This window comes from Kitasatospora sp. NPDC059088 (assembly GCF_042738155.1).
Taxonomy (GTDB): Bacteria; Actinomycetota; Actinomycetes; order Streptomycetales; family Streptomycetaceae; genus Kitasatospora.
On sequence record NZ_JBHYGR010000016.1, the window covers coordinates 81,005 to 102,802 of the forward strand.

General features: G+C 76.6%; 13 protein-coding genes and 1 pseudogene. 8 read left to right on the forward strand and 6 right to left on the reverse strand.

Features of this window, described 5'->3' with window-relative positions; all coding sequences use genetic code 11:
- Positions 1-66: 66 nt before the first annotated feature.
- Both fes and fhuB read right to left on the reverse strand, forming a co-directional pair.
- Positions 67-1,185 (reverse strand): enterochelin esterase, encoded by a 1,119-nt coding sequence (fes, locus tag ACFWXO_RS10340; protein ID WP_380523154.1) that lies wholly within the window; start codon positions 1,183-1,185, stop codon positions 67-69.
- Between the two features lie 17 nt (positions 1,186-1,202).
- The gene (gene fhuB, locus ACFWXO_RS10345) at positions 1,203-3,362 is read right to left on the reverse strand and encodes a Fe(3+)-hydroxamate ABC transporter permease FhuB (protein ID WP_380523156.1); all 2,160 of its coding nucleotides are present in this window, start codon (positions 3,360-3,362) and stop codon (positions 1,203-1,205) included.
- A 105-nt stretch (positions 3,363-3,467) separates the two neighbouring features.
- Between fhuB and ACFWXO_RS10350 the strand changes: the two genes are divergently transcribed.
- From ACFWXO_RS10350 to ACFWXO_RS10385, 8 genes and pseudogenes are all read left to right on the forward strand, one after another.
- Entirely contained in the window at positions 3,468-4,496 is a 1,029-nt protein-coding gene (locus tag ACFWXO_RS10350) for an ABC transporter substrate-binding protein (RefSeq protein WP_380523157.1), read from the forward strand.
- 24 nt (positions 4,497-4,520) lie between these two features.
- Positions 4,521-5,291 (forward strand): annotated as a pseudogene (locus tag ACFWXO_RS10355) (ABC transporter ATP-binding protein); the annotation flags it as partial.
- A 259-nt stretch (positions 5,292-5,550) separates the two neighbouring features.
- Entirely contained in the window at positions 5,551-6,408 is an 858-nt protein-coding gene (locus ACFWXO_RS10360) for a DUF4132 domain-containing protein (RefSeq protein ID WP_375891999.1), read from the forward strand.
- Positions 6,405-11,621, forward strand: coding sequence for a hypothetical protein (locus ACFWXO_RS10365; RefSeq protein ID WP_380523158.1), 5,217 nt, complete (start codon positions 6,405-6,407; stop codon positions 11,619-11,621). Before ACFWXO_RS10360 ends, ACFWXO_RS10365 begins: the two co-directional genes overlap by 4 nt.
- Positions 11,618-12,799 carry an AAA family ATPase gene (locus tag ACFWXO_RS10370; protein ID WP_380523159.1) on the forward strand — a complete coding sequence of 394 codons (1,182 nt, stop codon included), beginning with the start codon at positions 11,618-11,620 and terminating at the stop codon, positions 12,797-12,799. The genes ACFWXO_RS10365 and ACFWXO_RS10370 overlap by 4 nt, the downstream gene beginning before the upstream one ends.
- A 2-nt stretch (positions 12,800-12,801) precedes the next feature.
- The gene (locus tag ACFWXO_RS10375) at positions 12,802-16,596 is read left to right on the forward strand and encodes a DUF5682 family protein (protein WP_380523160.1); all 3,795 of its coding nucleotides are present in this window, start codon (positions 12,802-12,804) and stop codon (positions 16,594-16,596) included.
- Entirely contained in the window at positions 16,593-18,740 is a 2,148-nt protein-coding gene (locus ACFWXO_RS10380) for a hypothetical protein (protein ID WP_380523161.1), read from the forward strand. Before ACFWXO_RS10375 ends, ACFWXO_RS10380 begins: the two co-directional genes overlap by 4 nt.
- 101 nt (positions 18,741-18,841) lie before the next feature.
- Positions 18,842-19,294 (forward strand): MarR family winged helix-turn-helix transcriptional regulator, encoded by a 453-nt coding sequence (locus ACFWXO_RS10385; RefSeq protein WP_375891991.1) that lies wholly within the window; start codon positions 18,842-18,844, stop codon positions 19,292-19,294.
- Between the two features lie 83 nt (positions 19,295-19,377).
- On the opposite strand, the gene ACFWXO_RS10390 is transcribed toward ACFWXO_RS10385, so the two are convergent.
- The 4 genes from ACFWXO_RS10390 to ACFWXO_RS10405 form a co-directional block, all read right to left on the reverse strand.
- Positions 19,378-19,953: an ATP/GTP-binding protein gene (locus tag ACFWXO_RS10390; protein ID WP_375891989.1), complete on the reverse strand. Its 576-nt coding sequence runs from the start codon at positions 19,951-19,953 to the stop codon at positions 19,378-19,380.
- Positions 19,954-20,049: 96 nt separating this feature from the next.
- Positions 20,050-20,433 (reverse strand): DUF742 domain-containing protein, encoded by a 384-nt coding sequence (locus ACFWXO_RS10395; protein WP_207813170.1) that lies wholly within the window; start codon positions 20,431-20,433, stop codon positions 20,050-20,052.
- The gene (locus ACFWXO_RS10400) at positions 20,430-20,861 is read right to left on the reverse strand and encodes a roadblock/LC7 domain-containing protein (protein ID WP_375891987.1); all 432 of its coding nucleotides are present in this window, start codon (positions 20,859-20,861) and stop codon (positions 20,430-20,432) included. The genes ACFWXO_RS10395 and ACFWXO_RS10400 overlap by 4 nt, the downstream gene beginning before the upstream one ends.
- On the reverse strand, positions 20,861-21,661 hold the full coding sequence (locus ACFWXO_RS10405; RefSeq protein ID WP_380523163.1) for a hypothetical protein: 801 nt from the start codon (positions 21,659-21,661) through the stop codon (positions 20,861-20,863). Before ACFWXO_RS10405 ends, ACFWXO_RS10400 begins: the two co-directional genes overlap by 1 nt.
- Positions 21,662-21,798: the final 137 nt, after the last annotated feature.

Consider the following 21,798-nt stretch of genomic DNA (forward strand, 5'->3'; position numbering starts at 1 on the left):
CCCAGGTCACTTGGTGTGGGTTCCGACGCTAGGTCCGCACAGGCGTCGGGGGGTATGCGAATTGACCTAAACCGTCCTTGCGGGTGACCCCAGCAGGTGCGCCAGCCCGTCCGCGAGGCCGCCGCGCCAGCAGGCGTAGTCGTGGCCGCCGTTGAACTCCTGGTAGTGGAGGTCGTAGCCGCGTGCCGTGAGCACGTCGCGCAGGTGGCGGTTCTGGGTGAGCAGCATCCACTCCTGGAGGCCGACCTCGATCCAGAACCGGGCGTCCCGGTGGGGTTCGGCGGCGAAGCGGCGGGTGAGCCACTCGCTGCCGGCGTCGAACTCGGTCTCGTCGGGCCACCAGAAGGAGCCGGACTGGGAGAGGGCGTTGCCGAAGCGGTCCGGGCGCCGGAAGGCGGCGTAGGCGGCGGTGAGGCCGCCGGCGCTCTGGCCGGCGATGGCGGTCCGGCGCGGGTCGTCGGTGGCGTCGAACTCCGCTGCGGCCCAGGGCAGGAGGCGGTCGGCGAGGAGGTCGACGAAGGCCGGGTTGCAGCTCAGGTCGTCGGGGCGGCCGGGGCCCATGGTGTGCACCAGCAGGGCGACGGTGGGCGGGATCGCGCCGTCGGCGGTCAGGTTGTCGAGGGTGTCGCCGACGGAGAGCACCTCGCCCCACATCTCGCCGTCGAGCAGCACCGCGACCGGGTACGGGCCGAGGCCGGGTCCGTACCCGGCGGGGAGGTGGACGTCGACCCGTCGCCCGGCCACCGTACGGGGGAGGGTGCGCCCGCGCGGTACGTCCTCGCGCCGCCGGACGTACGGCTGGGCGGGGGCCTGCGGCAGGCTGAGCACGGAGGCGGGGTGGCGGCCGTCGCGGGCGGGCAGGCGGGGTTCGCTGTCGCGGGGGTCGGGGCGGGCGTGGTCGAGGACGTGCAGCCAGTCGGCGCGGGTGGTGCCGGGGGGAGCGCCCTGGAAGGGGTGCAGCTGGTAGGAGGCGCGGTGGTCGGCGCGCAGCCGGTAGGTGATCTCCCAGCGGCCGCCCCGGCGTTCCATCAGGTGGGGGGTCAGGTCGCCGGCGTGCCGGTCCTTGTCGGTGACGGTGTGGACGAGGGCGAGCACGCCGTCGCAGTCCTGTTCGGTGGAGATGAAGGTGACCAGCCGGTACGCGGCGTCGTCCGGGTCGGGTGCGATCAGCGGGAAGGCGTTCAACGTCTGTCTCTCCAGGATCAGTTGGTACGGCGCCCGAGCAGCACCCAGAGCAGGAAGGGGCCGCCGAGCACGGTGGTGACGATGCCGACGGGGATCTCCACCCCGCCGATCAGCACCCGTCCGAGGGTGTCGGCGAGCACGACGAGCAGGGCGCCGGTGAGCGCGGAGCCGAGCACCGGCACCCGGGTCGGTCCGGCGAGCCGGGCGGCGAGTACGGGTGCGGCGAGGGCGACGAAGCCGACCGGCCCGCAGATCCCGACGGCGAGCCCGGCGAGGGCGACGGCGAGCAGCAGGCAGGCGAGCCGGACCCTCCCGGGGTCGACGCCCAGCGAGGCGGCCACGCTGTCGTCGAAGCGCAGCACCGCCAGCCGCCGGGCCACCACCAGGGCGGTCGGCACCAGGACGGCGAGTCCGACGAGCGCGGGCGTGGCGATGGCGTAGTCCCGGCCGTTGAGGCTGCCGGAGGTCCAGACGTACAGCGAGCCGGCGGAGTTGAGCGAGCGCCGGGCGAGGGCGACCTGGATGACGGCCGAGGCGAGCGCCGACATGGCGAGTCCGACGACCAGCACCCGGTAGCCGCGGGCGCCGAGCCCGCCGGAGACGAGGGTGACGACCAGGACGGCGGCCAGCGCGCCGAGCGGTCCGGCCCACCAGGCGCCGAAGGTGCCGGAGGCGGTGGCGGAGATCAGTACGGCGGCGGTGGCGCCGTCGTTGACGCCGAGGAGTTCGGGGGTGGCGAGCCGGTTGCGGGCCAGGGTCTGGGTGAGGCAGCCGGCGAGTCCGAGGGCGGCTCCGGCGGCGAGTCCGGCGACGATCCGGCCGAGGCGGAACTTCTGCACCAGCAGGACGTCCAGCCGCTCGCCGTAGCCGAACACGGCCTGGAAGGTCTTGCCGAGGCCGAGTTCGCTCTGTCCGGCGTGCGCGGAGACGACCACGACGGCGAGCAGGGCGGCGGCGAGGCCGAGTCCGGCGAGCAGCGGCCGTCGCGGCACCAGCAGGGACCAGGCGCCGTACCGCAGGGCCGGGTCCGGCCGCGCCGGGCGCGGTTCGGCGCGCTGGACGGGCGGGGCCTCGGCGGCGGGGTCGCCGATCGCCAGGGCGGCGGAGCGGCGGGAGCGGACGATGGCGATCAGCGCGGGGGCGCCGACCAGGGCGACGATCACCGAGACCGGCGCCTCGAAGGGCCGGGCGACCACCCGGGCGAGCACGTCCGCGCCGGTGAGCACGGCGGCGCCGAACAGCCCGGCGAACAGGGTGAGTCGGCCGATCCGGGGCCCGGCGAGGGCGCGGGCCAGGAAGCCGGCGAGCAGGCCGAGGAAGGAGATCGGCCCGGCCAGGGCGACGGCCGAGGCGGTGAGCAGGGTGACGGCGGCGGCGACGGCGGCGCGGGTGGCGCCGGGGCGGTGGCCGAGGCCGCGGGCGAGGTCGTCGCCGAGGGCGAGGGCGGTGAGCGGCCGGGTGGTGAGCAGGGCGAGCAGGAAGCCGGCGCCGAGGACGGGGGCGAGTTGGCCCAGGGTCGTCCAGCCTTCCACCCCGGCCAGCGAGCCGAGCACCCAGACCCGGTAACGGTCGTACGCTTCCGGTGAGTTGACGATGAGCACGCCGGTGATGCCGCCGAAGGTCGCGCCGACGGCGGAGCCGCCGAGGACCAGCCGCATGGGGGAGCCGCCGCCCCGGCTGCCGGCGATCAGCAGGACCAGGGTGCTGGCGAGGACGGCGCCGCCGAAGGCGAAGGCGAGGTACCCGTAGGAGGTCTGCACGCCGAGCACGGCGATGCCGAGGACGACGCCGAGCGAGGCGCCCGCGTTGACGCCGAGCAGGCCGGTCTCGGCCAGCGGGTTGCGGGTGACCGACTGGAGCTGGGCGCCGGCGACGCCGAGGGCGGCGCCGACCAGTAGCGCCGTCAGGGTGCGGGGCAGCCGCAACTCGCCGACGACGAGGGCGAGTCGGCTGTCGGCGCGGGCGCCGTCGCGGTCGAGCAGGTAGTCCAGGACCCGTCCCGGCCCGACCTCGCCGGCGCCGACCGAGAGCGAGAGCGCCGTGAGCGCGAGCAGCACCGCGACCGCCCCGGCGGCGACCGGCCAGGCGCTGTCCCGGAGGGGGCGGGCCGGTGGGGGAGGGGCGCCGGGCGCGGTGACGGCGGGCGCTTCGGGGGCGCCCACTTGCGACGATGTCATAAGGTAAGGCTAACCTAATGGCCGGAGCGTCCCGCCGGCACCGCCGTCGTGCCGGGCTGCCCGGACGCCCCCAACTCCCGTACCACCCGCGCCCCGGAGGCACCCATGCCGTACGCCCAGAGCCCGCTCCACCCCGTCCGCCGCCGCGCGGCCCAGGCGCTGGCCGTCACCGGGGCGGCCGCCCTCCTGCTCACCGGGTGCGGCTCCTCCGGGTCCTCGTCCACGTCCGCGGGCCCCTCCAACTCCGCGTCCGCCGCCCCGGGCAGCGCGGCGGACGCGGCCAACGGCGGCAAGCGCACCGTCAAGGACGCCACCGGCAAGGCCGTCGAGGTCCCCGCCGAGCCCAAGCGGATCGTCACCCTCACCCAGGAGGACCTCGACGCGGTGCTCGCCCTCGGTCTCAAGCCGGCCGGCATCACCAACGGCCAGGGGCTCAACGAGCCGCCCGCGTACCTCAAGGACAAGGTCCAGGGCGTGCCGGTGGTCGGCAACCTGCTCCAGCCGGTGATGGACAAGGTGATCGCCGCCAAGCCCGACCTCATCCTGGCCGGGGACATGCAGGACGAGCAGGTGCTCAAGCAGCTGCGCGAGATCACCCCCGCCACCCTGGTCACCATGGCGCCCACCGACGACTGGAAGCTCGCCTTCCGGGGCATCGGCAACGCCGTCAACAAGCTCGACCAGGCCACCAAGGTGATCGACGACTACCAGGCCAAGGCCACCAAGGCCGGTGCCGACCTCGGCAAGAACAAGGGCGCCGCCGTCTCCATCGTCCGCTGGAACCCCACCGGCCCCAGCTGGATGGAGAAGAAGCAGTTCGCGAGCGGCGTCGCCCTCGACATGGGCCTCACCCGCCCGGCCGTCCAGGACAAGGACGGCAACGCCCACAGCCCGGCGCTCAGCCTGGAGAAGCTCGCCGAGATCGACGGCGACTGGCTGTTCCTGTCCACCCTCACCGACGACGGCAAGGCCGCCCTCAAGGACGTCCAGTCCAAGCCCGCCTACCAGCAGTTGAACGCGGTGAAGAACAACCACGCCGTCACCGTGGACGGTTCGGTCTGGTCCACCCGGGGCGGCCCGCTGGCGGCCGACGTCGTCATCGGCGACCTCGGCAAGGCCCTGTCCGGTTCCTGAGCGCGCGGAACCGGGGGCTGAGAGATGGAGTTGACGATCCAGGGCGTCACCGCCGGGTACCGCCCCGGCCGCCCGGTGCTCGGCGGCATCGACCTCACCGTGCCCGCCGGGCAGGTGGTGGCGGTGGTCGGCCCGAACGGCTGCGGCAAGTCCACCCTGCTGCGGGCGGTGGCCCGGCTGCACAGGCCGGACGGCGGGCGGATCCTGGTCGGCGGCGAGGACATCTGGCGGTTGAGCCCGCGCCGGGCCGCCCACCGGGTCGCGCTGCTCCCGCAGAGCCCGCAGGCCCCCGAGGCGGTCACCGTGGCCGGCCTGGTCCGCTACGGGCGCCACCCGCACCAGGGACTGTTCCGCCAGTGGTCGGCCGACGACGAGCGGCTCACCGCCGAGGCCCTGCGCGCCACCGGCGTCGACGCCCTCGCCGACCGCCGCCTCGACCAGCTCTCCGGCGGCCAGCGGCAGCGCTGCTGGCTCGCCATGGTGCTCGCCCAGGACGCCCCGGTGGTGCTGCTGGACGAGCCGACCAGCGCGCTCGACCTCGGCCACGCGGTGGAGGTGCTGGAACTGGTCCGTACGGTCGCGGCCGGCGGGCGCACGGTGGTGATGGTGCTGCACGACCTCGCGGCCGCCGCCCGCTACGCCGACCTGCTGGTCGCCCTGCGGGACGGCGCGGTGGTGGCCTGCGGGCCGCCCCGGGAGGTGGTGGACGCGCCGCTGGTGCGGGCGCTGTACCACATCGACAGCCACGTCCTGGCGGCCCCGGACGACGGCGCCCCGGTCATCGTCCCGCGGGCGCCGACGGGCTGTGGGGCCGGTGGGCGCCGTTTGCCCGGCGCCCCCCGGCCGGCGGGCCCCCCCCCCCCCCCCCCGCGTCCGCAGGGCCGCGGATCGGTCCTGCGTACCCGATCGACCACCCGTTCGAGTGGTTTCAATTCGTCCGCTCCCCGGCCACCTCCCCCCGCCCGTCGCGTTGTCAGTGACCCTCGCTACGTTCCTCGCATCGCTGGTCAGCGGGGCGATCCGAACGACGTTCCCCGGTGGGAGGAGTACGGCTGTGGCATGGGTGGAAACGGGCGCGGGAGGGTACCGCGTCACGCTCGACGGAGAGGGCCGGGTGGTGTGCCGCAACGCGGCGGGCCGCCCCCTCAAGTCCGTCCCGTCGAAGCTCGGTGACGACCCGGTGGTCGCCCAGCTCAAGCAACTCGCCGAATGGCTCGCCGCGCACGAGCGGCGCTGCCAGGAGGACGTCGAGCGGTGGATGGTGCGCTCGCTGCCGGTCCCCGCCGCCGTGCTCGCCGCCGTCTGGCCCGACGAGGCCTGGCAGTCCGTCCTGCGGGACGTCGTGGTCACCGGCGCGGACGGCGCCGTGGCCGGCTTCCTGCGCGACGCCGACGCCGAGCGCGGCCTCGGCCTGGTCGACCTCGACGGCGACACCGTGCGCCTGACCGACGGCCAGGTCCTGATACCCCACCCGGTGCTCCTCCCGGACCTCGACGACCTGCGCGAGTTCGCCGTCGAACTCGGCGTCTCCCAGCGCGTCCAGCAGCTCTACCGCGAGGTCTGGCACCGCCCCGAGGAGCCGGCCGCGGGCACCGAGGTCCACACCTACGCCGGCGGCCGCTACCGCGAACTGCGCGAGCTGGTCGGGCGCTGCACCCGGCTCGGCTGCCGGGTCCGCGGCGGCTCCGCCGTCCAGCCGATCACCGAGGGCGGCCGCACCGTCGAGGCCCGGGTCTGGGTCGGCGACTACTACGAGTACGACGCCTGCGAGACGGGCGCGCTCAGCTGGGCCGGCCCCGACGGCCGGTCCCTGCCGCTCGCCGAGGTCGGGCCGGTCGCCTGGTCCGAGGGCATGAGGATGGCCGCCGCGCTCCACGCGGGCCGCACGATCGAAGGGGAGGACGCCGCATGACCACCGGCCCGATGACCACCACCGTCCCGCAGCAGCGCGCCGCGGAGCCCGAGGCACTGCTCGACGCCGGCGCCGTCCTGCCGCCCGGCACCCTGGCCGACGCCGGCCGCCCCGACAGTGCCGCCGACGTGCTGACCGCGCGCGGCTACACCCACCCCGCGCTGGACGGCCGCCAGATCGTCCGGCTGGTCCCCGGCGCGCTCGGCCCCGCCGAGGACCTCGCCCTGGACTTCCTCGGCCTCGCCCCCGAGGGCGCGCCCGCCGAGGTCGGCCAGGTCCGCCAGGAGGCGCTCGGCTTCCCGGCCTGGGCACTCGTCCACGACCCGGCCAACGGGCACCACGCGCTCGCCCTGGTCAAGGAGCTGGAGCGGCTGGCCCGCCAGGCCCGGTCCAAGCCCGGCGCCGCCAAGGACGGCTTCGACGAACTCGCCACCCGGCTCGGCCGCGCCGTCCCGCACTTCCTGCCCACCTTCTGCGAGGAGGTCGGCCGGATCTTCCTCACCCACGGCAACCAGACCTACGCCGCCGCCTGGTTCGGCAAGGCCCGCGAGGCCGAGCGCACCCACAACCTGGCCGTCGACGAGGAGCGGCTGCGCGCCGTCTTCCTGGAGTTCGCCCTGGCCGGCGCGCTCACCGTCAAGTCCCTGCGCCAGTACGTCAAGGAGCTCGCCCGGCGGCTCGACCCGCAGACCGCCTGGCTGCGCTTCCGCCAGCTGTGCACCGAGCGCTCCGCGGCCGGCATGGCCCCGTACGCCGGGGTCGCCGAGGACGCCCGCGCGCTGATCCGGGCCGCCGGGCTGGACCGCGCCGCGCACGAACGGGCGCTGCTCGCCGAGCTGCTGGAGTCCCCCGCGGTCAACCGGGCGCCCGCCGCGTTCTGGAAGTCCTGGCACGGCGCCCTGGTCGAGCTCGGCAGCGACGACGCCGCGGTCCGCACCCGGCTGCTGGAACTGCTGCCCGACCCGGCCGCCGGCGGCACCGACGCCGCCGCCCAGGACTCCGCCTGGCTGGCCGTCCTCGCCGCCACCGGCGCCGAGGACCTGCTCACCGGCCCGCGCGCCGAGGGCGCCGAGCCCGCCGCGCAGTGGCTCCGGCGCTGGTGCAACCACCTTGGCCGCGGCTGGCGCAACCGGCCCGGCTGCCCGGCCACCCTCGCGCTGGCCGGCCGGATGGTCGAGCGGCTGCGCGCCGACGCCGTCCCGGTCGACCTCTTCACCGGCATCAGCGGCAGCCTCACCCGGCTCGACCTGCTGGAGCTCCTGCTGGCCGAGGGCGTCCCGGTGGCCGACCCGCCGGCCGGCCTGGGCTTCGACCTGCGCGAGTGGGTCACCCAGAGCGGCCCGGCCGCCGCCGACGCTCCGACCGGCGCTCCGACCGGCGCTCCGAGCGCCGCGACCGACGGGGCCAGGACCATCGGCGGCTCGCTCGCCGCCGTCGCCGCCGACGCACGCTTCCGGCCGCTGCTGCGCCGCTCCGCCCCCGGCGCCTGGGCGCAGGCCGTCGAACACCGCTGTGCCGCGCTCCCCCTGCTGAACGAGCTGTTCCGGGAGTGGGCCGAGGAGCGCGCCGAGGAACTCACCGCCGTCCGCGGCCTGGCCGGCGCCGTCGACCTGGTCCGCTCGCTGACCCCGCACCGCACCGCCATCCGCACGGTCGCCCCGGCCGCCGCCGAGAAGATCGCCGCGCTCGACGTCGCCGGGCTGCTCGCCGGCGCCCTCGCCGCCGGGATCCTGGACGAACTCGGCTGGCCCGCCCTGGAGGAGGCGCTCGCCCGGCTCGCCGACCCGCCCGCCGCCGACGCCCTCCCGGACACCGCCCCCGGACACCGCCCCCGCGGCCTGAACGACCTGACCGTCGAGGACGCCTGGCCGTACCTCGTCCTCGCCCGCCACGACCGGGCCCTCGTGGTCGGCCCGGACGCCATCCTGCTGGAGCACACCCTGCGGGTGCCCCCGCTGCCGGGCGTGCGCAACCGGCCCCGGCTGCGCCTGGTCGACGGCGAGCTCCTCGTCGTCTGGTACGAGGGCAACGAGCAGAAGGCCTACTGGTCCGGCCGCCCGGACCAGACCTTCGAACTGACCGGCCGCACCATCGCCGGCTACTACTACGGCGAACGCCACCCGGACGACACCTCCCTCCCGCTGCCCGGCGGCGGCCGCACCACCGGCGCCCGCCCGCTGCACCCCGGCGACACCCGGCTGCCCGAGGAGCACCCCGTCCTCGGCGACGGCACCGGGTACTGGACACTGCGCCACGCCCCGGACGGCACCCCCGTCCTGCGCGAACTCGACCCGGCCACCGGCACCCTGGGCCGGGCCGCCGAACCGCCGGTGATCGCCGCCACCGCAGCGGCCGGCCGGCTCGTCACCGGCAGCACCGGCCTGCTGCCGCTGCAGCCCGGCCTGGAGGGCACCCCGCTGGGCACCGACGGCACCGTGCTCGGCAGCTGGGTCCGGCACGACCCCGGGCGCGCCGTCACCACCTTCACCGCCGACGGGCAGCGCATCGTCCTGCCGCTGAACGAGCGCACCGACACCCACATCCTCCCGGTCGGCCGGCTCGCCCTGCCCGGTGCGCGGGGCCCGGTGGTCAGCCGCACCGGCGAGTTCCTCGACCTCGGCCTGCCCGACCTGGCCGAGCGCTCCGACCGCACCGCCGACCTGCGCTCCTGCCGGTCGGGCGAACTCTCCGCCGCCGGTACCGCCCTGGTCCCGCCGTACGACCACTGGCACGCCCTGAGGCCCCGTGACGAGGCCGGTTCCCGGGTGCTGCGCGCCCTGACCGCCGAACAGGCCGCCCGGCTGGTGGACCTCGCCTGGCCGGTCGACGCCGAGCCCGTCCCCGCGGACGAGCAGCGCTGGATCACCGTCCAGGGCGTACGGCGCCCGCTCGCCCAGCGCGGCGAGGCCCGCAACAGCCTGCCGGTCGAGGCGGTCGGCGCCGCCCTGCCCGCGATCACCCACCCGCTGCTGCTGGCCGGCGTCGCCGGGTTCGCCCGCACCGCCGCCGACCTGCTCGACCGGATCGCCCGGTTCCTCCCGCAGCCGGAGGCCGAGCGGCCCAGCAAGGCCGAGGCCGCCGAGTGGCGCCCCGAGCACGGCCGCGACCACCAGCTGCGCGACGCCGTCAGCGCCGTCCTGCCCGGCACCCCGGGCCTGGGCAACAACTGGGGCGACTCCGAGCAGTACTGGGTGCTCAACAACCTGCGCGCCGTCACCGCCGCGTTCACGGCCCCGACCGCCTCGACCGCCCCGACCGCCCCGACCGCTGAGGCTGCCGCGGCCGCTGCGGCCGTCCCGACCGCCGTGGAGGGCGAGGGCTGGACCGCCCAGGGCACCGTCACCCTGCGCGGTGGCGAGGCCCACCACGGCTGGCGCAACCTGCTCGGCCGGGTGGACGTCCTCGCCCACGCCATCGCCGACCCGCTCACCCCGCCGGCGCACCGCTCCACCCTGGTCCTGCTGCTCGGCGAGCTCACCAAGGGCCCGCTCGCCGACCGCGGCGCCACCCTGCGCGAGGTCGTCCTCGGCGAGACGGACGAGCGCGCCAAGGGCCGCCGGCCGGAGGCCTACCGCCAGGGCGAGGTGTTCCGCCGCGGCGACCGCACCGTGGTGATCCTCGACTACCGCCACCAGCAGGAGGACGGAACGGCGCACTGGCGGGCCGTCGACCACGACCCGAGCGGAGAGTTCGGTCCCGTCGCCCACTTCACCACCCTGGAGGAGCGCCGCACCGAGGAGCGGGTGAACACCGCCTGGACCGAGAAGTTCCGGCGGGTCGCCGCCCTGCGCGGCAGCGTCCCCTGGCAGAGCGAGCACGCCGCCGCCTTCGCCGAGCTCACCGGCATCGGCACCGCCCGCGCCACCCTGCTGCTCTGCCCGCCCCCCGGCCTCCTGAACTGGGGCAACGTCGAGGTGCCCGCCGAACACGGCCTCAAGACCGCCGAGGTCAGGGCCGCCCAGGCCTGGCTGCGCAACCACGACCACCACGCGATCGCCGACGTCTGGGGCGCCCTGCTGCCCCTCGACGACCCGAAGCGGCTGTGGACGGAGGGCCCCGACACCGCCGCCGCGGCCGAGGCCTGGATCCGGCACTTCGGACGCCTCGTCACCCTCCCCGAGGACGCCCTGGCCGGCGTCCAGGGCGTGCCCATCGGCACGATCGAGGAACTGCTCAACCCCGGCCGCACGCCCTGGCTCACCCGCACCACCGCCTACCGGCTGACCACCGGCAGCCGGGCCGCGCTCCAGCTGGAGCCCGCGGACGCCACCGCCGCCCCCGGCCCCGGCACCCTCCCGGGGGCGATCGACGCCCTGCGCTGGCTCGGCTACCACCTGCCCGCCGACAGCCCGCTGCGCCCGCTGCTGCCCACGGCCGCCGCCGCGCTGCGCACCCGGCTCGCCGACCCCGAACTGCTGCTCGGATTCGGCCTGGTCAGCACCACCCAGGGCACCTCGGTGTCGACCGTCCTGCGCGCACACTTCGGCCGGCCCGCCGAGGGCGGAGCCGACCCGGACGGCCTGGTCCGCTGCGGTCCGGCCGTCGTCCTCAGCCCCTACCGCACCGAGTACGAGCAGATCTGGCTGCGCCCCGCTGGCCTCACCGGCCCGGACGACCCGCTGATCGACCTGCTCATCGGGCTGACCGACGGCTACTGGTCCGGCTCCGACCTGGCCGCCGTCCGGTCGATCCTGGGCGGCGAACCGGAACGCCTGGCCGCGGGCGCCCCAGCCGTGCCGGCCGCCGACGAGGGCCCGGCCTGGCTGCAGAACCCGCAGCTCAGCGCCCCCGAGCTGGTCGCCGAGGCGGCCCGTACCCACGGCCTGGGCGAGGACGCGGCCGCGCTCTACCTCCAGCTGCTCGCCCTGCCCGACCCGACGGACCGCAACGCCGCCCGCTGGACGGGCTGGAAGCCCGCCCGGCTCAAGCGCGCCCGCGCCGAACTCGCCGCCGGCGCACTGGTGCTGGAGGCCAAGCGGGCCCGGGCCGGCCGCAGCCTCTTCCTGCCCGGCGGCTGGCAGGAGGCCAAGGCCCCCGCCCTGCCGGTGGAGACCTGGAAGGCGGGTCTGTACCAACTGTCCACCCACCGGCCGGTGCTGCCGCACCTGCCCGTGCCCGAACTGTTCGCCCGCGCCTGGCAGCGCACCCTCGACGGCGACACCCCCGGCTACGAAGAGCTCCGGACCAGCAAGCGCAGGAAGGCCCGCCGATGAGCGCCACCGACACCACCGCCACCGGGACCACCGCCACCGGGACCACCGCCACCGACTCCCCGGTACGGCAGATCGTCCCGCCCGAGGAGAAGCACGCCGCCGAACTGGAGTTCCTCGCCGCCCACGACAGCGGCCCGCGCCCGCCCGGCTGGCGCCTCACCCCGCGCGCCGTGGTCACCTTCGTCATGGGCAGCGGCGGCGAGAAGCTCAAGGCCGGACGCCGCAGCCTGGCCGTCGAGCCCAAGTTCGTCGGCGAGCGCGCCCTGGTCGAACGCTGCGTCGTCACCCTCGCCGGGGAGCGCGGCCTGCTCCTCGTCGGCGAACCCGGCACCGCCAAGTCGATGCTCTCCGAACTGCTCGCCGCGGCCGTCTGCGGGACCAGCGCGCTCACCGTCCAGGGCACCGCCGGCACCACCGAGGACCAGCTCAAGTACGGCTGGAACTACGCCCTGCTGCTCGCCAAAGGCCCCAGCCGCGAAGCCCTCGTCCCCTCCCCGGTGCTCACCGCGATGACCACCGGGGCCGTCGCCCGGGTCGAGGAGGTCACCCGCTGCCTGCCCGAGGTGCAGGACGCCCTCGTCTCCCTGCTCTCCGAACGGCGCATCGCCGTACCCGAGTTGGCCGGCACCCCGGACGGCCAGCTGCACGCCGCGGCCGGCTTCACCCTGATCGCCACCGCCAACCTGCGGGACAAGGGCGTCAGCGAGATGTCCGCCGCCCTCAAGCGGCGGTTCAACTTCGAGACGGTCGGCCCGATCGGCAGCCTGGCCGCCGAGGTCGAGCTGGTCCGCCGCCAGTCCACCGTCGCCGTCGCCCGGGCCGGCGCCGGCTACGCCGTGGACGACGCCGTCCTGGAGGCCCTGGTCACCGCCTTCCGCGACCTGCGCACCGGCCGCTCCACCGAGGGCTGGGAGGTCGAACGCCCCTCCACGGTGATGAGCACCGCCGAAGCCGTCTCCGTCGCCACCGCACTCGGCGTCACCGCCGCCTACCTGCCGGACGGCGGCGACCTCCTCGGCCGGCTCCCCGGCCAACTCCTCGGCGTGGTCCGCAAGGACGACCCGGCGGACGCGGCCCGGCTGCTCGGCTACTGGGACGGCCCGGTCCGCCGCCGGGCCGAACAGGGCGCCGCCACCTGGCGCACCCTGTGGGACCTCCGCCCGGCGCTGGAGGCCTGACGATGACGAGCAGCGCGGTGAGGACCACCACCCCGGACGACCCGGCCGTCCGCCCCGGCCCCGGCGCCGTATGCGGCCACGGCACCGATCCCGGTGCTGACCTCGGCACGGCCCCCGGTACCGATCCCGGCACCGACCCCGCGGTCCGGGCCGAGACGGCCCGGCTGGCCGGCTCCGGCACCGACCGTCCCGGGCCGTACCTGATCGGTGTGCGCCACCACGCGCCCTCCCTCAGTGCGGTCCTCCCCGCGCTGCTCGACGCCGCCCGGCCCGAGGCCGTCCTGGTCGAACTGCCCGCCGAGTTCCAGCCCTGGCTCGACCACCTCGCCGACGAGGCCACCGAGGCCCCCGTGGCCCTCGCCGCCGCCCCGGCCGGCGGGGACGATGCGGACGGGGACGACGCGGGCGCGGCCCCCGGCGGGCTCGCCTTCTACCCCTTCGCCGACTTCTCCCCGGAGCTCGTCGCCCTGCGCTGGGCCCGGCGCAACGGCGTCGAAGCCATCGCCTGCGACCTCCCGCTCGCCCACCGCACCGGCCCCGTCGGCCCGCGCGGCCGCCGCCCCGTGGCCGGCCCCGACACCCCCGGCGTGGCCGACGCGCTGCGCCACCGCCTCACCGGCCGTGCCACCGACGACGACCTCTGGGACCGCCTCGTCGAGACCGCCGCCCCCGGCTCCGGCCCGGAGGCCGTCCGGCGCGCCGCCCTCCTGGTCGGCTGGGCCCTGCGCCACGACGCCGGAACCGGCCCCGGCGTCGACCCGTACGACCTGCGCCGCGAAGCCTGGATGCGCGCCCGCATCCGGGCCGCCTCGGCGGGCGGACGCCGGACCGCCGTGGTCGTCGGCGCCTTCCACGCCCCCGCCCTGCTCGACGGGCCCACCGCCCCCGAGGAGCCGCCCCGCCCCGACGAACCCGGGCACGTGCTCTCCCTCATCCCGTACACCTACCCGCTGCTCGACGCCCGCTCCGGCTACCCGGCCGGCATCCGCGACCCCGAGTGGCAGCACACCGTCCTCGACGCCGGCGGCGACCCCGAGCGCCTCGACGAGGCGCTCACCACCACCGCCGTCCGGATCTGCGCCGCCCTGCGTGCCCAGGACCACCCCTCCGGCCCCGCGGACGCCCGAGAGATCGTCCGCCTGGCCGGCGACCTCGCCCGACTGCGCGGCCACGCCGCCCCCGGGCGCGGCGAACTCGTCGAAGCCGTCCAGTCCGTGCTCGCCCAGGGCGAGCCCCTCGGCCGCGGCCGGGCCGTCGCGCGCGCCCTCGAACAGGTCCTGGTCGGCACCCGCACCGGGCGCCCCACCCCGGCCGCCCCGCGCAGCGGCCTCGGCCCCGCCGTCGAAACCCTGCTCGCCGACCTGGGCCTCCCCGGCCCCACCGACCCGGGCCCGCGCGAACTGCGCCTCGACCCGCTGCGCAGCCCCCTCGACCGCCGCCGCGAGATCCTCCTCCACCGCCTCGCCGCCTGCGGCGTCCCCTACGCCGACCCCGTCCCCACCACCGGCCCCGGCGGCACCGAAACCCTCGGCACCCGCTGGCGCCTGCACTGGACCCCCACCGTCACCGCCCTGCTCACCGTCGCCGGCACCCGGGGCGTCACCCCCGCCCAAGCCGCCGAGGGCGCCCTCCGCAGCCGCCTCCCCGACGACCCCACCCCGCGCGAGATCATCGACGGCCTCACCGCCGCCGCCTCCTGCGCCCTCCCCACCCTCACCGCCACCCTCCTCACCCGACTCACCACCACCCTTCCCGCCACCGCCACCCTCCCCGACCTCCTCGCCGCCCTCGCCCTCCTCGACCGCCTCACCGCCGGCCACCTCCCGGTCACGGCCCCCGGGGAAGCACCTGCGGGTGCGGCCGGTCCGGCGGAGTCAACGACTCCGTCCTCCAAGGGTGTTGACAGTCGGACCGGCCCCGGACTGCCGCTGCGGGCGGCGATGGACCTGTTGACCGCCGTGGCGGTGCGGCAGGTGGAGGGGTTGGGGGGTTCGGACGATCCCGCGGATGCGCGGGCGTTGGTGGAGCTGGCCCGGCGGGCGGACCAGCTGGGCGGGGTGCGGCTGGGGTACGCGCTGGGGGAACTCGCCGAGCGGGGGAGCCCGTTGGTGCGGGGCGCGGCCGGGGCGGTGCGGGTGCTGCTCGGGCAGGAGTCCGCGCAGGTGTTCGGCGGGCGGGCCGCGTCCTGGGTGGACGGGGCGACCGACGTGCGGGCGCGGCAGGTGCTCGGACGGTTGCTGGTCGGGTTGTTGACCGCTGCCGAGGGCCTGTTCGACAGTGCGCCCGAGGCGCTCGAACCGGTGCTGGAACGGGTCGGTTCGCTCTCGGACGCCGCCTTCCTGGACCGGCTGCCCGCGCTGCGCGGTGGCTTCGACACGCTTAGCCCGGCCGCCCGTGACCGGCTGCTGGTCTCCGTCGAGGACCGCCTGGGCACCCGCCTGGCGGCCCTGCCGGAGCAGACCGACCCCGCTCTGGTGGCCCGTTGGGTCCGCGCGGACCTGGCGGCCCGCCGGGTGCTCGCCGGGAGAGGCCTGCTGCCGGCCGCTCCCCGGACCGCCGACCAGGTGTCCGAGCCCGAGCCCGGGTCCGAGCCCGGGTCTGGGTCCGAGCCCGAACCCGGGCCCACGACGGCGACCGGCCCGGCACCCGCCCCGTCGCCCGCTCCCGGGCGCGTCCTCACGCCCGCCGAGCGCTGGCGCCTGCTGCTGGGCCGCCCGGGCACGGGCGGCCTGTCCGGCCGCAGCGCCCGACTCGCCACCGCGCTGGACGAGTTGTACGGCAGCGGCCACGGCGAGGGCTCCGGCCCCGGCCTGGACGACCGGGGTGGCAGGGGCGGCAGCAGGGGCGGCCGCGAGGCACCGTTCCCCGGAGTGCGGGAGTGGGCCGAGGAGTTGGAGGCCCTGTTCGGTCCGGGCGTCCGGGAGGAGGTCCTGGCGGCCGCCGTCGCCCAGGGCCGTACGGACGTGCTGGAGGCGATCGACCCGTCCGCCGTCCGCCCGTCGGTGGACCTGCTGCGCGCGGTGCTGGACCACGCGGGCGGTCTGCCCGAGGCCCGGGTGGCCAAGCTGCGTCCGCTGGTGCGCCGCATGGTGGACGAGTTGAGCCGCGAGCTGGCGACCCGGCTGCGCCCGGCGCTGACCGGGATCAGCGTGCCGCGCCCGTCGCGGCGCCCGGGCGGCGGGCTGGACCTCCACCGGACGATCCGGGCGAACCTGGCCACGGCCCGCCCCGGGCCGGACGGTTCGGGCACCGTGATCGTGCCGGAGCGCCCGGTGTTCCGGACCAGGGCGCGGCAGGCCAACGACTGGCGGCTGATCCTGGTGGTGGACGTGTCGGGGTCGATGGAGGCGTCCACGGTCTGGGCGGCGCTCACCGCCTCGATCCTGGCCGGCGTGCCCTCGTTGAGCACCCACTTCGTGGCCTTCTCCACCGATGTCCTCGACCTGACGGAGCAGGTGGCGGATCCGTTGAGCCTGCTGCTGGAGGTGAGCGTCGGTGGCGGCACCAGCATCGCGACCGGTCTGCGCTACGCCAGGGAGCTGGTGACGGTGCCGTCGCGGACGCTGATCGCGGTGGTCAGCGACTTCGAGGAGGGCGGCCCGGTCAACACGCTGCTCGCCGAGACCCGGGCCCTGGTGGACTCCGGCGTGCACCTGCTGGGCTGCGCGGCGCTGGACGACTCCGGGACGGCCCGCTATTCGAAGGCGGTCGCCGGCCAACTGGTCGCGGCCGGGATGCCGGTGGCGGCGCTGAGCCCGCTGGAACTGGCCCGCTGGGTGGGGGAGAAGGTGCGATGAACGCCACGACACAGACAGAGCGGGCTTCACAGACCGGGAGCAGCTGGCCGGGGGTCCGGCCGGAGGTGGTCGCCGAGGTGGTGTCGGCGCTGAGCGCCCGCCTGCAGAAGCGGTTGGACGGCGCGGCGGCGAAGCTCGCCGAGCGGCCGCTCAGCCGGGAGGGCGACGAGTGGCGGGTGCAGGTGGACGAGGAGGTCCTGCTCGTCCTGCACGCCCCGGGCGGGGTGGTGGCCGGCCCGTCCGACGTCCGGTGCGGCTGTCTGCTCGCCCCGGCCTGCGTCCACCGGGCCGCCGCCGTCAGCCTCTGCCCGCTGGCCGAGGCCGAGGCCGAGGCCGAGGCCGACGATCCGGGCCTCGGGACCACGCCGGCCGAGGCGCCGGGAACACCTGCCGCGACCACCACCACAACCCCGCCCGAGCCCGGATCCGAATCCCGACCTGGACCCCGACTCGAACCCGGACCCGAGCCGGGACCGGAACCCGGACCCGCCGCCCTCACCCCGGCCGAACGCGGCGCCGCCCGGCACCTCCACCGCGCCGCCTGCGCGCTGCTGGCCGCCGGGGTGAGCGGGGCGGGCGCGGTCGCCCAGGCGGAGCTGCTGCGGGCCGGCCACGGGGCGCGGGTCGCGGGGCTGTACCGCCCGGCCGCGGCGGCGGTCGCCGTGGTGACCGGGATCCGGGCGGCGCGTTCCGGTGCGCCCGACCACCGGCTGGCGGACCTGGTGGCGGCGCTGCGCGAGCTGCTCGGCCTCACCACCGCCCTGAACACCCTGACTGCCGTGACCACGCCGACCGCCCCGGTCGCCCCGGTCGACGCCCCGACCCCGCCCGCCGCCCCGAGCCCGCTCGCCGCCCTGCGCGGCACCGCCCGCCAGGCCTACGCCGAGGAGGGCGGCCTGCGGCTGTACGGGCTGTTCGCCGAGCCGGTGCTGACCGCGACCCACGCGGGGGCGGTCAGTTGGGCGGTGGACGCGGGTGGCCGGCTCAGCACGATCGCCGAGGTGACCCCGCACGGCGATGTCACGACCGCCGCCCCGCTGGCCGTCGCGGCGGGCAACCGGACGGTCCGGCTGGGCGATGCGGCGCTGAGCCACCGTGAGTTCAGCCGCGCGGGGCTGGCGGTTCAGGGCGCGACCAGGTCCACGGGTGGGCGGCTGGGCGCGGGTGCCTCGGTGCGGGCGGTCCGCGCGGCGGGCGCGGCCTGGACGGCGGAGCCGGTGGCCCGGCTCTGGGCCGAGCCGCCCGCCGCCCAGGTGGCCCGGGCACTGGCGGCGCAGGAGCTGCCGTACGGGAGTCGCCCGGCGGGGAGCGACCTGTTGTTCCTGGACGTCGTCCTGCTGGGCACGGCCCCGACCGGTCCGGGCGGGGCGCTCCAGCTGCTCGCCCGTCCGGTCGGTGGCGACACGGTGATCGCGCTGCGCCCGGGGCACGAGCACCCCGATCTGGCCTTCCGGGCCAATCTGGCCCTGCTCGCCACGGCCCCGGGCCTTCGGCTGCGGCTGATCGGACGGCTGGAGCGCGCGGACCGTCCGGAACTGCGGGTGCTGGCGATCGGCACGCCCTGGGACGGCTCCGACCACGACGGCCACGACGGCCACGACCGCCTTGCCCTGCCCGCCGACCGGGCGGACCGGGTCAACCTCGGCCTGGAACGCCTGCAGACCGCTGACCTGCCCGCCGGCCCGTCCACCGGGCCATCCGCCGGCCCGTCCACCGGGCCATCCGCCGATCTGCCCGCCGGGCTCCCGGCCGAGCTCCCCACCGCGCCGCCGCTCGGCCCGCCGGTGCACGTGCTCGGCCGCCGGGTGGAGCAGACCGTCACCACCGGCCGGTCCGCGCCGGCGCCCGGCGCGGCCACGGCGGCGGCGGACCGGGCCCTGCTGCGGGCGTCGGGGCTGGCGACCGCCGCCGAGCTGCTGGACGGCCTGCGGGCGGCTGCCGCGGACCAGCGGCGTGACGTGTTCGGCCGGATCGTCGCGGACGACCACGACGCCTTCGCCACCGCCTGGCTGGCGGCCGCCGACTACACCGAGGCGCTGGCGACCGCGCTCTGCTCCGCCTCCTGGGGCGGCGAGCAGGACGACTCGGAGGACGGCCCGGAGGACGGCCCGAAGAATGGGATGGAGGACGGGAAGGAGCTGTGAGCCGATTTATTTGCAGAGACCGATAATCGGCGCCGAATGGCATACTTGTACGAGAGGGGACAGCTCAGGACGCACAGGTGAACGTGAAGGGAAGGCGAGCCATGGCCATCCGCGACGACGCGGCCGAGGTCCGGGCCGGTGGCTGGCGGACGCTCGCCGCCCTGCACGGGCTGATCGACGCCGCGCTGGAGAAGGCGCTCCAGGCGGAGCACAAGCTCTCGGTGGTGGAGTACACGGTGCTGGAGGCGCTCTCCCGGCAGGACGGCTGGCACATGCGGATGCAGCAGCTGGCCCGTGCGGCGGCGCTGAGCAGCAGTGCCACCACCCGGCTGGTGAGCCGCCTGGAGGACCGGGGCCTGCTCAGCCGCTACCTCTGCGCGGACGACCGGCGCGGCATCTACACCGAGCTGACCTCCGAGGGCCGCGCCCTGCTGGAGGCCGCCCGCCCGGTGCACGACGCCACCCTGGAGGCGACCCTGGCCCAGGCCGCGGAACTCCCCGAGCTGGCCCCGCTGGTCGACGCGCTCGCCGAGCTCAGCCCGACGAAGGCGTGATCCCGGCCCAGGCGTGACCCGGGCGGCTACCGCCGCCCGGCCGCCTCAGCGCCGCCTGGTCGCCGCACCACCGCCTGGCCGCCTCAGCGCCGCCCGACGGCCAGCGCGTCCCGGTGCACCCGGTCGAGCAGGGCGAGCAACAACTCCTTGCTGGACGCCCGCTCCCGGACGTCGCACAGCACCACCGGCACCTCCGGCCCGAGGTCGAGGGCCCGGCGGACGTCCTCCGGGGTGGCGTCGCGGCGGCCGTGGAAGCAGTTGACCCCGATGGCGAAGGGGATTCCGCGCTGCTCGAAGAAGTCCACGGCGGCGAAGCTGGATTCGAGCCGCCGGGTGTCGGCGAGGATGATCGCGCCGAGGGCGCCGAGGGCGAGGTCGTCCCACATGAACCAGAAGCGGAACTGCCCGGGCGTGCCGAAGAGGTAGAGCACCAGGTCCTCGCGGACGGTGATCCGCCCGAAGTCCATCGCCACCGTGGTGGTGGACTTGCCCTGGACGCCTTCGAGGCTGTCGACCCCGATGCTGGCGCGGGTCATCCGCTCCTCGGTCTGCAGCGGTTCGATCTCGCTGACCGAGCCGACCATGGTGGTCTTCCCGACGCCGAAGCCGCCGGCGACGAGGATCTTGACCGCGCCCGGCACCAGGCTCTGGGTCGTCAATTCGGGTCTCCTGGGGAGGAACTGTGGGGATGCTGCGGGTGCGATGGATGCGGTGGACGCGACGGGTGCGGCGGATGTCACGGACGCGGCAGCCGGTCAGAGTCTGCGGACGCCTTCGATCACGGCCTGGATCAGGGAGATGTCCGGTGCCTCGGCGAGCTGGACCGGGGCCCGGGTGAGGATCAGCCGGGCCTCCGCCAGGTCGTCCAGCAGCACCTTGACCACGCTCACCGGCAGGTCCATGGTGGCCGCGATCTCGGCCACGGCCAGCGGGCGTTCGCGGCACAGGTCGAGGATCGCGGCCGGTTCGGGGGTCAGCCGGCTGGTGTCGGTGCGCGGGTCGGCGGTGACCACCAGGGTGATCAGCGCGAAGCCGTCACGGACCGGGCCGGTGCGCCCGTTGGTGATCGCGTAGGGGCGGACCAGGTGGCCGGCGTCCTTGTCGTAGAACCAGCCCTCGTCGGCGTCGGCGCTGGTCACGCACCGCCACCCGCGCCGGGTCGGCCCGCGTCGCTGCGCGGCGCCGCGGTGAGGTACTGGCCGACCTGCTTGACCAGCATGTTGATCTCGTAGGCCATCAGTCCGGCGTCCACCTGCTCGCTGGTGAGGACGGCGAGCCGGGCGCCCTGTCCGGCGGTGGTGACGAACAGGAACAGCTGGTCCATCTCGACCACGGTCTGCCGGACCCGTCCGCCGTTGAAGCGGTGTCCGGCGCCGCGGGCCAGGCTCTGCAGGCCGGAGGCGACGGCGGAGAGGTGCTCGGCGTCGGCCCGGTCGAGGCCCTGGGACGTGCCGACCAGCAGTCCGTCCTCGGAGAGGACGATGGCGTGCCGGGTCTCGGGTACCCGCGCCACCAGCTGGTCCAGCAGCCAGTTGAGGTCGCGCTGGGTCTCGGTGTGCTGCGTCATCACTGCTGTTCCTTGGCTTCCTGAACGGCGGGGGCTTCCGCGGTGCCCTCGGGGGCGGAAGGTGCGGCCGGGTGGGGGGCGATGGCGGGCGCGTCCGGTCCGGTACCGGTCGCGCGGGCGCTGCGGGTGCCGCGCTGGATGGCGGCCATGGTGGCGCGGGACCGCGTCGGCGAGGGGTCGTCGGCCTCGCCGAACCGGGGGCCGGCCGGGGCGGGGCGGGCCCCGTACGGCGAGGACGGCGTGGTCGGGGTGGACGGCGGCATCATGGTGCCGGGCGCGTTGGCCTCGCGGAGCTGCTCGGCGAGGCTGGCGTTGCGGACCCGCTGCGGCAGGATGCGCGGGGTGCGCAGTTCGCCGTCCGGGCCGTGCTCCACGCTGTCCTCCTGCGGGCGTTCGTGGGTGGGCGTCGACCGGTCGGCGGGCACCCCGTCGAGACCGCCCGCCGAGTCCACGACGGCCGGATCGACGACCGCAGGATCGACGACGGCCGGGTCCGCCTGAGCCCCGTCCACAGGCCCGGGGGTCGCGCCGGCGCCCGGGTCGAGTGGTGCGGCGAGCTGTGCGGCGAGTTCCGCCGACGGCCCGGTGGGCAGGTCGTACGGGCGCGGCAGCACGGGCCGGGGGACCACCACGGCCCCGGGCAGCCCGGGGATCTCGGCACCGACCGTCAGCCCGGCGTTGTCGAGGACGGGCCCGCCGTCCTCACCGTCCGGCCGCCCGAACTCCTGCGGCCCGAAACCCTGTTGGCCGAACTCCTGCGGTCCGAACTCCTGCCGCGCGAGCAGCTCGCCGAGGATCACCCCGCCGTCGGCCCCGCCGCCTGCCGGCTCCGTGGGGGGCGGGGGGGCCCCCGGGGGGCCCGCCCCCCCCCAGCCCGGGGCCCCCCCCCCGGTGGGGGGGGGGGGGTGCGTGTGGGCACCGCCGCGCCCGCCGGGCC